We start from the raw sequence: 14148 nt of genomic DNA, 5'->3' as shown, positions 1-14148 counted from the left end.
ACCTTTCTCATGAAATGCGACGACGGACGTCGCCGCTACTGTTTGTCTTTGAAGAGATCCGAAAACGTCAGCCGGTAGCCGACGGGCAGCAGTTGCAGATCGAACCGTCGCTCGATCGCGCCCCAGAGGCCCTGTGGCAGATAGAGGGAGAAGAGCAGCGCTGCGGCCCCGAGGCCAACCAGATACCAGACCCCCGTTCCGCCGAAGACGGTCTCGATGACGAAAAAGAGCACAGTGCCGAGGATTGCCCCCTCGAATTTGCCGATGCCGCCGACGAGCACCATAAAGATCATATAAGCGGTCCACTGCACGCTGAAATAGGTCTTCGGCTGGAAGGTGGTGGCCGTTGCCAGCCAGAGACCGCCGGCGACGGCGATCCCGAAGGCAGCCAGCACAAAGAGCAATCTCTTGGTGGCGGCAACCCGCACGCCGACGGAGGTTGCCGCATCCTCATTGTCACGGATCGCCTGCATCGCAGCGCCGGCGCGGCTGCGCATGAGGGCAAAGAGGGCGCCGAGCAGGGCAATCATCGCGGCAAGCGCCAGCCAGTAGATCGTCACCCGCCGCGTGCCGCTGTCATAGGCGTTCAGTGCAATGAGCGAGGTGCCCGTTTCCCCCTGGATGAGCCGGTCGAGATTGACGAGCAGATGGGCGAGCTCGGCGATCACCCACATGCCGATCGCAAACTCCCCGCCCTTCAGCCGCAGCATGAACCATGAAAGCGGAACCGAAAGAATGCCGGTGACGATCGCAGCGACGAAGAGCGAAACGAAGGGATCGAGCCCTGCATCAGCCAGACGGATGGTGAAATAGGCGCCGAGGCCGAAGAAGACCTGCTGGCCGACGGAAACGAGGCCGCCGAAGCCCGCCAGGGCATTCCACATGGCGGCGAGGATCACGTAGATGAAGAGAGCCGTCATCCGGTCGATGACGCCGGCTCCCATGAAGGCAGGCGAGGCCGCCAGCAGGATCGCCACGACTGTCATCACAGCCAATGTCAGGCGGGACGAAGCCGTCCAGCGTTCGACGGATATTCCGGGTGCGATCACGGTCATGTCGGGCTCCGAAGAAGAGCGCGGATCCTGCCGAGTCCGGGCATGCCGAACTGATGGAGCCGAACGAAGAGGACGAGCAGGAAGGCGATGTGGCCGCCGATCAGGAAGCCTTGCGGATGAATCTGGGCGCCGATCGATTGCGCCAGACCGAGAACGATGCCGCCAAGCAGGGTTCCCCATAGCGAGCCGGCGCCACCGATGACAGCCGCTTCGAAGGCAAACAGCAATTGCGGCCCGCCCGAATAGGGATTGAAGGTCGCCCGCATCGCCAAGAATGCGCCGGCGATGCCGACGGTCACCATGGTGATCGCGGTCGCAACCGCGTTGACCCTACGGGCATCGATACCGACAAGCCCTGCGGTATCCGGATCTTCCGCCGTGGCCCGGATCGAGCGGCCGAGCGCGAAACGGCTGAGAAAGAACTGAAGGCCCCCGAGGATGACGATGGCGGTCACCATCATCAGCACGGCAAGCTTGCCGACGAAGATATGGCCGGGCAATTGCCAGGAGGCGTAGGAGAGATTGCCGATGAACGGCGCGAGTGAGCGCGTGTCGGCTCCGAACTGTTCGAACAGCAGATTGTCGATCACGATCGACAGACCGAAGGTCGTCAGGATCGGCAGCAGCGTGCCGCCGCGCGCGCTGCGCTCCAGCACGAACCTCTGCAACAGCCAGCCAAGCATGGCCATGACGGGCAGTACGATCAGCAGGCCGGCAAAGGGTGGGATCGCGAGTTTGGACGCCAGCAGCCAAAGACCGTAGGCGGCCACGACGGCAAGGCTGCCATGCGCGAGATTGATGATGCGCATGACCGAGAACATAAAGGACAGTCCGCAGGCGATGACGGCGTAGTAGCCGCCGAGCAGGACGCCTTGAAGCAAGGTGTTGATCACGACGCGCTCCTTTCAGCGGCTGCCCGATGCAGTCCGAAATAGGCCCGGGTGACATCCTCGCGCGTCACGCCGGCTGCCGGCCTGTCGAGCACGATGCGGCCTTCGAGCATACAGATGACACGGCTTGCGACGCTCATTGCCCGGGTCAGATCCTGTTCGACGAGAATAATCGTCGTGCCCGACGACAACAGGCTTTGAAGCTGCTGATAGACGCGGTCGACCACCAGCGGCGACAGGCCGAGCGACACTTCGTCAAGCAGCAGAATGTCGGGATTGCTCATCAGCGCCCGGCCGATCGCGGTCGCCTGCTGCTCGCCCCCGGAGAGATGTCCGGTCTTGGCATGGCGGCGCGGCTTCAGGTTCGGAAAGGCGTCGAAGACCCGCTCGACCGTCCACTCCCCCTTGCGGCCGGCGCTTTTGCCGAGCAGCAGATTTTCCTCCACCGTCATCTGCGAAAACAGCCGCCGTCCCTCCGGCACCAGGGCAATGCCCCTGACGATGCGCTTGTGTGAGGGAACGGCGGTGACATCCTCGCCGTCGAGAAGGATCTGGCCGCCGACCGGAAGATGAGCACCGGCGATGGAGCGCAGCAATGTCGTCTTGCCGGCGCCATTGGCACCCACGAGCGCGAGCACGTCGCCCTTGGCAAGGTCGAAGCTCACGCCGCGCACCGCCTGCAACAGACCATGGCGAACATCCAGATCTCGAATGGAAAGCGTGCTCATACGGGCGCTCCTCCAAGATAGGCGCGCACGACTTCGGCATCGCTCATGACAGTCTTCGGATTGCCGTCGGCAATGATCTTGCCGGCATCCATGCAGATCAACCGTTCGACGACCTGCAGCAAGATATGGACGATATGCTCGATCCAGACGATGCCGATGCCGCGGCGGCGCAATTCGAGAATGGTCTCCACCAGCTCGCTTGCCTCGCCATCGGTCAGCCCGCCGCCGATCTCGTCGAGCAGCAGCAGCCGGGGACCGGTCGCAAGCGCCCGCGCAAGTTCCAACCGCTTGCGATCGAGCAAGCCGAGCGTATCGGCGCGGCGATTGGCAACGCCGAGCATGCCGCAGAGCCGCAGGGAATCGACGACGCGTCCATAGGCTTCGTCGCGACCGGATGTCTTGCCGTGCGAAGCAGCGACAAAGACGTTCTCGAACGTCGTCATACCGCTGAAGGGCTTCGGGATCTGGTGCGTCCTGACGAGACCGGAGCGGCAGCGGTCGGCCGCCGTCAGCGCCGTGACGTTCTGTCCGCCGAAGGTGATGGTTCCGGCATTCGGTGGAAATGCACCGGCCAGCACGCTGAGGAGCGTCGTCTTGCCAGCCCCGTTCGGGCCGACGATGCCAACGGCATCGCCATCGCCCATTGAAAAATCGAGATTTTCCAGAACCACAAGCGCCCCGAAGCGCTTGTGGATCCCCTTGGCCGCCAGAAAGTCCTGTCCCGGCCGCTGTTGCTCTTTGACCTGCACGATGCCGTTACCCGTTGTAAGCGATGAGTTTGGCGCCGACAGGCACGTTCGGATCGGTAGCGTGCTCGGTCACGACATAGTCGAGCGCGAATTTCGAGCCGGCCGGCGCCTTGACCCATTGCGTGCCGATGATCGGCCCCGGAGAGACGTTGGCGACTGGGCCGCTGGTGAAATCCACCTTGCCGGCGATCGTCGTGGTCTTCAGCGTGCTCATCGCCTTGGCAACCGCTGCCTTGCTCTTGACGTCGGACGCTGCCTTCAGCACATCGAAGCCGGCGTCGAGCAGCGACAGGCTGGCGCCGAGCTGCTGCGTCCACTGCTTGCCGCTTGCCGCCTCATAGCCATCGGCCAGCTCATTGCCGGAAACACCCGTCAGCGATGACTTGTAAGGAAAGGCCTTGTGCCAATAGGCGGCGCTGCTGACGTTCATGCCGAGGTCGCCCAGCGCCTCAATGTCAGATGGAAAGAGGCCTGTTTTGGCAACCTGGCAGATCTTGATCTGCTGGGTAAGACCCTGCTGCGCCGCCTGCCGCCAGAAGGCTGCGAAATCCGGCGGGATCGGGAAGCTGTTGAAGATCTCCACGCCCTCCTGCCGGAAGAGCGCGATCTGCGAGGAGAAGTCGGTCGTTCCGGTTTCATAGGCACCGGGGTCGACGATGGTGAAGCCCGCCTTGGCAAGCGCCGGCGCCAGATTGGCGCGGATCGCGTTGCCGTCGGCATCGTTCGGATACATGACGCCGACCTTCTTGTTGGTCTCGATGAGGTTCCATTGCGAAATGTAGGTCTTGAGGAATTCACCGACGCCGAAGCCGAAATGATAGGTCCACTTGAACGGCGACGGCGCGCCGGGCTTAGCACCACGGCCGAAATACCAGGCCTCCCACGGCATGACCGTCGACAGGCAGGGCACGCCCGCCGCCTCGCAGGCATCGGCGACTGGATTGATCGTCTCCGGCGTCGAGACCGCCAGCATCAGATCGACAGCCTGATTGTTGATCAGATCTTTTGCCAATTGCCCGGCGCGCGACGGATCGGATTGCGTGTCGCGATCGAGGATCTCCACCTTCCACGTCTTGCCGCCGGCCTGCAATCCGCCTGCCAGCGCCTTGCGCGCCAGCTCCAGAACGTAGCCGTCCGTCTCGCCGAAGCCACCAAGCGGTCCCGTGCGGGGGCTGATGAAGCCGACCTTCAGCGTATCGTCGGCGGCAAATGCCGACCGTCCACCGAAGGCCAGCGCGGCGGTGCCCGCTGCCGTGGCGGTCATGAATCTGCGACGCGTCAGTGCGGCGCCGGAAATAGGTCTGTTGAAATTACCAGTCATGAAATAGTCCTCCCTTTTTTGTCGGAGCCCTCTTACTCCGCATGCCCTTGTCCTTGCCGACCTGGCGTCTTGCGACCGTTCAGATCGGATACTCCCGTTTACCCGATGCAAGCGTGATCCAACGCAACTCGGTGAATTCATCGATGGCCGCCTTGCCGCCGAAGCGACCGTAGCCGCTCGATTTGACGCCGCCGAATGGCATTTGCGGCTCATCCGCGACGGTTGCCTCGTTGATGTGGCAAATGCCGGTCTCGATGCGCCTTGCGACTGAAAGTGCCTGATTGATGTCGCGGCTGAATACCGCCGATGACAGGCCATATTCATTGTCGTTGGCGACCGTCACAGCCTCATCGATGCTGTCGACCCGGATGATGGCGGCGAGCGGTCCGAAACTCTCCTCGCGGTAAATCCGCATCGCCGGCGTCACGTGATCGATGATCGTGGCATCGATCTGCGTGCCCCGCGCCTGGCCGCCGCAAACCACGACTGCACCCTTCTGCGTCGCATCGTCCACCAGCGCGCGAACACGTCTGGCAGCCTCCGCGCTGATCATCGTGCCGAGCGGCGTATTGCCGTCGAGTGGATTGCCGGCAACGAGGGTCTCGGCCTTCGCCCTGAACTTCTCGACGAATTCGTCGGCAATCTCCTCCATGAGGATAATGCGCTCGGTCGACATGCAGATCTGGCCCTGGTTCATGAAGGCGCCGAAGGCGGCGGCGCGCACCGCCTCGTCGATATCGGCGTCGGCGAGCACGATGAACGGCGCCTTGCCGCCAAGCTCGAGCAGGCAGCGCTTGAGGTGGCGTGCTGAAGCCTCGGCAACGAGGCGCCCGACACGCGTCGAGCCGGTGAAATTGATCCGGCGCACGGCCGGATGCGCAATCAAGGCTTCAACAATCGCGGCCGCATCCTTCGGCGCGTTGGTGATGACGTTGACGACACCGGGCGGGAAGCCTGCCTCACGCAGGACCTCGCCGATCAGGCAATGAGTCCTGGGGCAGAGTTCGGATGCCTTCAGAATGACGGTATTGCCGCAGGCTAGCGGCATGGCGATGGCGCGCACGCCAAGGATGATCGGCGCATTCCACGGGGCGATCCCGAGGCAGACCCCGGCCGGCTGACGCACCGCCATGGCAAGGCTGCCCGGCTCGCTGGAAGGAATGATCTCGCCGGCGACCTGTGTCGTCATGGCAGCTGCCTCGCGCAGCATGTCGGCGCCGAGACCGCAATTAATCCTCGCCCAAAGCGCGGTCGCGCCGGTCTCGCCGACCATTGCTTCGACAAAGTCGGCTGCGCGAGCGGTCAAAATGTCCGCAGCTTTGTTCAGAAGCGCGCGCCGTTCGCCCGGCCCGGTCTGCGACCACACGGGAAAGGCGGCCGCTGCGGCACAGGCGGCGCGGGCAGCGTCTGCCGCCGAAGCGGCCGGCGCGATGGTCGCGACATCGCCGGTCGCCGGATCGACGCGCTCGAAGGTGGATGCATCAGACGCATCCAGCGCTTCGTCATCGATCAGCAATTTTGCCACGAACATGCGATCATCCGCTCTTTGGCAGGCCATGCCTGCAGTCATCCAAATGGGAGAAAGCGCGCATGGTCGAGCGCGGCCGGGATGCAGCCGCAACAACCATATCTTTTGCGTGGAGACCTCCTCCCAAAGGCTCATGAGAAGAGATTACGTCGTTGTGACGAGGATTGAATGCGATTTTCTGGGTTAATATTGCAAATATCTGGCAATCATGCCACGTTCTCGTCATGCCATGCGAAGGAGGACTCGTTGGTTTTCGACAGCGGCATCCATCTTCATGCGCGCGGAGATTGGCACGAGCCCTCGCTGACACCTCGCACGATCCGTTTCCAAAAGGGCCTCTACGCCCAATTCCACCACCTTTTCCTGCTGCAGGTGGGGACAGCAAAACTTATTCTCGAGGGCGAAGACCAAAGGGCTTTGCTTGGGCCGACCATTGCTTATCTGCCGCCGCAGTCGCACTGCGAGCTGCATATGGCGGCCGGTGCTGCCGGTTTCATCATCGGCGCCTCGCCGCAGATCGTGGTCGACGCGATCGGAGACCGGGCGGAATCCTACGCGCTCAGAATCTTCAGCGAACAGCCCTGGTTCATGGCCGCGCCGGATGCCGATGCCGTCGGCGAGGCGCAGCCGCTCGTCGCCGGCTTCGTTCGGGAGCTTGGCGATCCCTCCCGGGCGTCATGGATGGCGATCTCGGCCTATATGCGCCTGATCCTGATGGCGCTTTGGCGGGCAGGCGGCGCGGAAACAGCCGAACAGCGCGGGCGCGGCGGCGGCGCATCGATCCTGCAGAGATATCGGCAATTGGTGGAGACCTGGTTCCGCCAGCATCGGCCGATGACGGACTATGCCCGCGAACTCGGCGTGACCACCGATCGCCTGCATTCCATCTGCCGCAGCGCGCTTGGCCGCTCCCCCGTGCAGCTGTTGCACGAGCGGGTGGTGCAGGAAGCGAAATTGCGGCTGGAGCGCTCGGCCCGCACAGTCCAGGAGATTTCCGACGGCCTCGGCTTTCGTGACCCCACCTATTTCAGCCACTTCTTCAAGAAGAAGACGGGCTTCTCGCCGGCAACCTATCGCGACTTCGCCCGCAGGAGCGAAGTCGCGGAAAGCCATGTCCTGTCGTCGGGCTATGCAGATTGGCCATAACGACAGCCTGTCGTCAGACGATCAGCCCCTTCATCGGCAGGACATGATCGGACCCGGGAAAAACGTCGCGGGTCAATACAGCAGGCGAAGCACCGAGCAGATCGACGGCGATGCCCTTGATCACCGCGCGCAGGTCGGTCGTGGCGGCAAGATCGCGGCCATCGCGCAATTGCGCCTGCTTGAGGCCGGGCCAGTCGGCGATCACCCGGCCGCCCTTGATCGCACCACCGGCGAGAAAGGCAGTCGTGCCGGTGCCATGATCCGTACCCTCGGTGCCGTTCACCTGCGCCGTGCGGCCGAACTCCGTCGCAACGACGATCGCGGTATCCTTCCAGGAGGGACCGAGTTCTTGCTGGAACGCCGCCAACGCATTGTCGAGCCCCACAAGCAGCTTGTTCAGCCGATCCACCTCGCCGGCATGGGTGTCCCATCCTTCGAAGGCGAGTGCGGCAACACGCGGGCCATCATCCTGCGCCAGCAGGCGCGCGGCGCCCCTCGCCATCTGCTCCATCCCGGTGGGATCGCCTGGGCCGCCTCGCGCCTTCACGTCGAGGCCGGCTGCGATCTTGCCGGTGGAGATACCCTCGGCGAGGATCTTCGCGAACAAGGGGTCGGTGTGATTGTAGAGATCCATAAGGCGCGGCGGCAGGTCATCGCTGACAGGCTGCAAGTTGGATGGCGACCAACCGAGCACCGGCGCCTTGCCACGAATGACTAGCGGTGCGTTCGCGCCGACCGACAATCCACGGATGGCGGATGAACCGGGCGAAACCTTGTCCCCTTTGGGAAGGCCTTCCAGCATGCGGTTCAACCAGCCGGAATCGACGCGGCCTGGAGTTTCATAACCGGATTCCAGCACATCCTGACCGTCAAAATGCGAGCGGTCGCGATAGGGCGTCGCGCTCGCATGAACGACGGCCGCCTGCCCTGCGCGGTAAAGGCCATTAAAGTTCGGCATCGACGGATGCAGCGCAAAGAAGCTGTCGAGCGGAAGCGCAGCATGAGGACCGCTCGTCGTCATGGCGATCGCCTGGCGAAGCGCTTGATAGTCCGGATCGCCGACGGGCGGGACGGCCGTCAGGCCATCGAGCGCACCACGCAGGATGATGGTGATGAAGCGCGGATCGCGGCCGCCGGCGGCATGGGCGAAGCGTGGAATGAAAGCCCAGGCGAACAAGGCGCCGGAAGCACCAAGAACGGCACGGCGGGTGGGAGTCATGAGTTCGCAAGTCATGGTCAGCGCCTTTGAAATTCGGGGGAAAGATAGGCGATCGCAAAGCCCTGGTTGCGGGTCTCTGCACGCGATACCGCCTGCAGCGTTTCATTTGAGAGAAGCGGGCCGAGACTGTCCGAAACGAAGCGCCTTGGATCTCCTTGCGGCGATGCCGCATTGGCGATCATATTGGCGACATCCATCCGCATGCTGAGGCTCTCGCTGGAAGCCCAGACATCGGCAGTGTCTGCAAAGCCGTTCGGGCCGGCCGGCGCCCAAAACGGCTGGCCCATGGCGGTCAGGGTGCCGAGAATGACACTCGGCTTCGGCGTCTCGCCGCTGGCCCGCAGAAGAGCGGCCATGAATTCCAGCGGTGAGCGGACCTTGGCAAGCGTCGGATTCCAAGCCTCTTCAGAGCCGAGCAGGGCGCGATAGACCGCGGAGAGATCACCATCCGTCTTGGTGAAGGTTGCCGCAACCATCTGCACGAGCGCCGGCGGCGGCACGTCGGCGATAAAATGCCGGACGAGCTTGGTGGCGATATGCTGCGCGGTTGCCGGATGGCGGGCAAGGTCACGCAGCGCCTCCCGCCCCTGCCCGACGCCGTTGTCGGCATAGGTCAAGCCGAGCAACGTCTGGTCGCCGGGCTCGTGGGCCGCCGCGTTGAAGACGAACGTGCCGGGCGTGCCGAGCTTCCCCTCCGCCCGCGCCACCGTCCAGCCGGTGATGATCTTTGCAAGCGTCGTCACGTCGGTCTGCGTGTAGCCGCCATTGACGCCCAGCGTATGCAGCTCCAGCGTCTCGCGGGCAAGATTTTCGTTGAGGCCACGCTTCTTGTTGGCATTGGCCTTCGAATTCGGCCCGATCGACTGCTGATTGTCGAGATAGCCGAGCATGGCCGGATGGGTTTCGACCGCAAGCAGCATCTCAGAGAACCGCCCGAAGACATGTGGACGGATAACCTCCCGCTCGAACGCACCGGCAAGAATGTGGCATTCCTCGCTCTTGGAGATCGCGACGGCGAAATGGTTTGCCCAGAACATGGCCAGCCGTTCGCCGAAACCGATCAGCGGCTGCCGGATGGTGCCGTTGAAACGTGCATCCGCCTCCGCCAGCAGGATCTGCTGCGGAAGATAGGGGGCCGAAGGCTTCTCCAGCTTCTCGACCGCCTTGGTCATTGTCGCTGCCATCTCCTGGGCGCCGGGCTGGGCGCTCGTCGATCCGGGGAGTTGAGGACCCTGCTGCGGGGCTGGCGCCGGTTTGCCCTGCTGCGGTGTAACGGCCACAACGGCCTGCTGCCGGGCTTCCTTTCGCTGCTCCTGGAAAGCGTAGAGAGCAACGAGAAGATCGGCTGTGGACTGCAATTGCGGCCCGACCGGAACCGGGACGAAGCGTTCGGTGATCTCTTCAAGCAAAGCGCCGCGCGGATCCGACAGGATCGACGCGATGCCGTTATGATCCGCTCCTAGCCCGAACCGGGAAAGAGCGAGCGCGGCATAAACATCATTCGATTGCTGAGCCATGTTCCTGCCAACTCCTGCATCAGACATGCTCCTTAAACGCGAGCATCTTTCCGATCCGTCGGTGGGCAAGTGTGATCATTTTGTGGCGGCGGCTTTGGGCGCGCCGCGGCGGATCAGGCTTTCGGCAAGAGCGCGGCGTTCGTCATAGGAAAGCGTTGCCGCGAAATCGACGGCGCGCTCCTCGAGCTTCGTCCGCAGGGCGATGTCGGCATTGCGCGCTCGCGCCAAGGCGGCCGACAGTGCCTCCGTATCCAATGTCGGTTGCCCTAGAATGGACGCAGCATCTATTTTGGCCTGCTGCGCCTCGAGAATGGTCGGGCGCTGGTCTTTCCGCGCTTCGTTCAGCGCCGCGCGCAACGCTTTCCTCTGCGACGAAGGCAGTTGCTCGCCTGCCAAAGGCATCATGGCGGCGCGTGCCTGCGAGTTGCGGATCCATGTCAGTCCTCCGCCTGCCAATGCTCCGATCAGGAAGGTGTTCAGCACCAGCAGAGATATGACCAATATTCGAAAGCTGCGGTCTGTCATTGGCTGTCCTGCCTTATCGCCACATCCGGCCCGACATCGCCGAACATGGTGGCGGTCCCATCCGATGCGATGACGGTGTCCGACGTGAGGCTGGGCGCCAAAATGGCGATGGCGATACTGCCGGCGAGAGCGCCCGCAATGCCGATGCCGACAAGACCGATGCCGGCGGAACCGAAGCGAAACAAGTTCCTCATCCTCGAGCGGTGGACAAATTTTGCGACTATCCGGCCGTCCAAGCCTTCGTGGCCAGCTTTGAGGACGTATGTGTCGAGCAGCGAATCGAGGTCCGCTGCACGTTCGAGCATGCCGGCTGCCTCGGCACTCCTGGCATGGGCGCGTGCGGCCGCGCGCTCATCTTGCGGCCATCGGCCGATGTCGCCGCCATAGGCGTCGACCATTTCAGCGAACCGCTCGGCACTCATCGGACCCGCGATATGTTCAGCCATCGCTCTGTTCCTTCAATAACAGCAACTGCAAGGAGCGCCTTCCACGCGCAAGCAGGCTTTCCAGCGCATCCACGCTAACGTCCATGATCGCCGCCGCCTCCGCATTCGACAGCCCCTGATAGTAGACCAGGACGATCGCCTCGCGCTGCCGGGGAGCAATCATCTGCATGGCCCGCTCCACGCGCCGCGATGGGTCATCCTCGCTCATCAAGCCGGCATCCGGCGCCGGACCCTCATATTCGAGGTCGGGCGGGTGCTCGGCAAACACATCCTTGCGCCGACGCAGGTGATCGTAGCAGAGGTTGATCGCCACGCGATGGACCCAAGTGCTGAAGAGGGCATCGCGCTGGCGCCAGCCTCCGGCGTTCCGCCACACACGCAGAAATGTTTCCTGCGCGATATCCTCGGCTTCGGCGGCATCGCCAAGCATGCGGGTGGCCACGGACAGAATCCGCGGCAACTGCCGCGCGACCATCAGGCGCATCGCCGGAACGTCACCGGCAGCGATGCGACCGAGCAGATCCTCGTCCGGGTCGCCACTCCTGGGCACGCGATCCCATTTCATCGACAATCGCCGTCGTCCCGGTTTCGTGAGATGATCGCATAGCACCCCCGTTCCCTGCGTTTGACAAGGGGACTTAGCCTATCCGTCAGTCCCGGCGGGCGACGCCAATCCGATCGAAACGTCTCCGACAGCGTGTCTTCCCTTCGATATCGAGCATAGGTTCTCAATGGTTGAACGCTTCGCGCGACGAAATCCGTCGCTCTGATATCATCGATTTTTGCTTTTCCGTTTGCGAGCGCGGCACCTCTGTCGCGGGCAGCACTGAGAACAAGGCGGCTTTCCAGAGAATCGGAGATCGTGCGGTGTCGGACCCTCGTCCATAAGAGGATGGGCTGCAGGAATGCCTCATTCATGGGGGAGTTCTTTAAAAGCCGGCCCGCTTGGACAGGGAAGCCCCAACGTCTCTTGTTCAAGCGGGCGGCCCGTTCGCATGATCGGATGCGAAAGGTCACTTTCGATCAGAGGGACAGCAGTTCGTCCGTCTGCTCCTGGTCAGTGGACGCATAAAGGCCGCCGAAATCAGGCATCTGCGGCTGCTGTTGCGCCTTCATGGCCGATTCGAACTGGCTCTGCGTCAGCGATCCTGAACCGGAGGTATCGAGACTCTTGAATAGCGCTGTTGCCTGATCCTCGCTCACGTCGGACGGGCGAGTTGCAACGAACTCGGTTTCGCTGACACTGCCGTCGCCATTGGTATCCATGGAGGAGAACATGCTGGAGAGCTGGTCGTCACTCGACTGGCTGCCCTGAGGCGGCGGAGGAGGAGGCTGCTGGCCCGACTGCATGGCGCTTGCCAGCTGCGATTCGGTAAGCGAGCCGGTGTTCTTCGTGTCGAAGCTTTTGAACAACTGCGTTGCCTGGTCCTCGCTGACATCGGACGGACGAGCGGCAACGAATTCCGCCTCGCTGATATTGCCATCGCCATTGGTATCCATGGCGCGGATCATATCGCTTTGCTTGCTGCTCTGGCTGCTGGTCGCGGAAGACTGCCGAGTGCTCGACGTCACGCTGGTGGAATCACTCTCCGAGTCCGACGTGGAGCTGTCACTGCCGTTGCCAGACTGCAAGTTGAGGATGATATTCATCAGCTGGGCAACCAGCTGCTCGGCCGAAGCGATCTGAGATTGGTCGGTTGATGACGACGAGCTCGTGCTGGAAGAACTGCTGGATGAGCTGCCGGACAGTATGGACGCAACCGAATCGTTCGATGAGGACGACGTCGACTGGGATGTCCGATATGGATAGTAATTATTTGATAAGACTGAGGTAATGCTCGTCATGGGGCCTCCGAATACGAGCGTTGAGAGGGACTTGAATGCTTTACGCGTACGCGACCTGAACAGGATGTCATGCCGGATCGCGTGACTGCGGCGGCCTGACTTCGACATCGATATGGGCGGATGGGATTGCCGAATGCTGGAGATCAAACTCGCCATGCCCCTGCGATCGGGCGAATGGGCCGTTTCCGAGGGTAATGAATTCAAGGATGTCCAAGGCGAGCGATCGCCATCATGGCGCTATCGGCATCTGCACATTTTTCGATTTTGCACTTCCCAACACGCCCAAACTGCACAAGGAAACTTGCGCGTGGCTTATAGGAGCTTGACGAATACGCCTCAGTACGTTTTCCTTCGTCGATTTTTAGGGAATATCTAAGCTTTGCTGCGTTGTGGCTGTTGCTGGTATAAGGGAGGACCAGTACCGAAACGGCGTTGATGGAGCGACATATAAAAAAGGGGCACAGCTTGAATATTGGCTTATGTGGAGAACCGAATGAGGCGCACTAAGGAGGAGGCGGCAGAAACCCGGAGCGAAATCCTACATTCCGCGAAGGCTCTGTTTCTCGACAAGGGATACGAAAATGTCAGCCTGGAGGAGATAGCCGCAGCAGCCGGTGTTACGCGGGGAGCGGTTCATTGGCATTTCAAGAACAAGCAGGGATTGATGTTCGCGATCCGGGATGAGGCACAGCAGCCATTCCAGGAGTTGGCCGAGCGGATGTCGAAGGAATTGCCGCCCAATCCGCTCGATCTTGTGGCGGATGCGATCGCAACGGTGTTCGAGGATATTCAGTACGATCCGCGCAAACGCAGCATGCTGAAGGTTATGATGCATCTCGACATGGCGTTCTGCGATGGAACCACGAACCGCGCGAGTTCCTTCCGGCACGATATGCACGAACACTTCGCGAGAATATTTACATTGATGGATGCGAACACGAAGCTACCCGCACCCTGGACGCCGGATACGGCTGCCTCCTCACTGACCGCCGTCATCGGCGGGTTGATCACGGAATGGACGCTCGACAGGGGCGATTTCCAGCTCGTCCCTTGCGGACAGATGTTTATCAAGATGGTATTGAAAACCTGGTTCCCGTCGGTCCAGACGCGCGGGATGGCGACATTGGCCCTTTAAATCAAGAAGGATCCGGAGGGAAAGCCGGATCCTTCCTCTTTGAT

14 protein-coding genes are annotated in these 14148 nt (G+C 62.1%); 2 read left to right on the top strand and 12 right to left on the bottom strand.

All coding sequences use genetic code 11. From position 1 onward, the window contains the following. Positions 1–35: 35 nt before the first annotated feature. The 6 genes from FHT28_RS22190 to FHT28_RS22165 form a co-directional block, all read right to left on the bottom strand. Positions 36–1055, bottom strand: a complete 1020-nt coding sequence (locus tag FHT28_RS22190) for a branched-chain amino acid ABC transporter permease (RefSeq protein ID WP_168597374.1) — start codon at positions 1053–1055, stop codon at positions 36–38. Beyond that, complete coding sequence (locus FHT28_RS22185) at positions 1052–1948, bottom strand: branched-chain amino acid ABC transporter permease (RefSeq protein WP_037192222.1); 897 nt, start codon at positions 1946–1948, stop codon at positions 1052–1054. Before FHT28_RS22185 ends, FHT28_RS22190 begins: the two co-directional genes overlap by 4 nt. Beyond that, entirely contained in the window at positions 1945–2673 is a 729-nt protein-coding gene (locus tag FHT28_RS22180; RefSeq protein WP_168597373.1) for an ABC transporter ATP-binding protein, read from the bottom strand. Before FHT28_RS22180 ends, FHT28_RS22185 begins: the two co-directional genes overlap by 4 nt. Next, complete coding sequence (locus FHT28_RS22175; RefSeq protein WP_047638507.1) at positions 2670–3422, bottom strand: ABC transporter ATP-binding protein; 753 nt, start codon at positions 3420–3422, stop codon at positions 2670–2672. The genes FHT28_RS22180 and FHT28_RS22175 overlap by 4 nt, the downstream gene beginning before the upstream one ends. Positions 3423–3429: 7 nt before the next feature. Beyond that, entirely contained in the window at positions 3430–4743 is a 1314-nt protein-coding gene (locus FHT28_RS22170) for an ABC transporter substrate-binding protein (RefSeq protein WP_037192228.1), read from the bottom strand. 79 nt (positions 4744–4822) lie between these two features. Then, positions 4823–6274, bottom strand: coding sequence for an aldehyde dehydrogenase (locus FHT28_RS22165; RefSeq protein WP_168597372.1), 1452 nt, complete (start codon positions 6272–6274; stop codon positions 4823–4825). 243 nt (positions 6275–6517) lie between these two features. Between FHT28_RS22165 and FHT28_RS22160 the strand changes: the two genes are divergently transcribed. Next, on the top strand, positions 6518–7417 hold the full coding sequence (locus FHT28_RS22160) for a helix-turn-helix transcriptional regulator (protein WP_047555045.1): 900 nt from the start codon (positions 6518–6520) through the stop codon (positions 7415–7417). Positions 7418–7430: 13 nt separating this feature from the next. Here FHT28_RS22160 and FHT28_RS22155 read toward each other — a convergent pair whose 3' ends face one another. The 6 genes from FHT28_RS22155 to FHT28_RS22130 form a co-directional block, all read right to left on the bottom strand. After that, positions 7431–8651, bottom strand: coding sequence for a DUF1501 domain-containing protein (locus FHT28_RS22155; protein WP_168597371.1), 1221 nt, complete (start codon positions 8649–8651; stop codon positions 7431–7433). Positions 8652–8653: 2 nt separating this feature from the next. Then, entirely contained in the window at positions 8654–10153 is a 1500-nt protein-coding gene (locus FHT28_RS22150; RefSeq protein ID WP_047638505.1) for a DUF1800 family protein, read from the bottom strand. Positions 10154–10228: 75 nt separating this feature from the next. Further along, positions 10229–10678, bottom strand: a complete 450-nt coding sequence (locus FHT28_RS22145; RefSeq protein WP_047638504.1) for a periplasmic heavy metal sensor — start codon at positions 10676–10678, stop codon at positions 10229–10231. After that, a complete protein-coding gene (locus tag FHT28_RS22140; protein ID WP_112440364.1) occupies positions 10675–11124 on the bottom strand; it encodes a hypothetical protein in 450 nt (149 codons plus the stop codon). Before FHT28_RS22140 ends, FHT28_RS22145 begins: the two co-directional genes overlap by 4 nt. Continuing rightward, positions 11117–11734, bottom strand: coding sequence for an RNA polymerase sigma factor (locus tag FHT28_RS22135; RefSeq protein ID WP_312865297.1), 618 nt, complete (start codon positions 11732–11734; stop codon positions 11117–11119). Before FHT28_RS22135 ends, FHT28_RS22140 begins: the two co-directional genes overlap by 8 nt. 413 nt (positions 11735–12147) lie before the next feature. Next, complete coding sequence (locus tag FHT28_RS22130; RefSeq protein ID WP_246704918.1) at positions 12148–12774, bottom strand: EF-hand domain-containing protein; 627 nt, start codon at positions 12772–12774, stop codon at positions 12148–12150. 688 nt (positions 12775–13462) lie between these two features. On the opposite strand from FHT28_RS22130, the gene FHT28_RS22125 reads away from it, so the two are divergent. Continuing rightward, entirely contained in the window at positions 13463–14104 is a 642-nt protein-coding gene (locus tag FHT28_RS22125; protein WP_037192247.1) for a TetR family transcriptional regulator, read from the top strand. The last annotated feature ends 44 nt before the right edge of the window (positions 14105–14148 follow it).

It is taken from the genome of Rhizobium sp. SG570 (assembly GCF_012275345.1).
Taxonomy (GTDB): Bacteria; Pseudomonadota; Alphaproteobacteria; order Rhizobiales; family Rhizobiaceae; genus Rhizobium; species Rhizobium lusitanum.
Note: the sequence above shows the minus strand (reverse complement) of the source record. Positions and strands in the feature narration are given on the sequence as shown.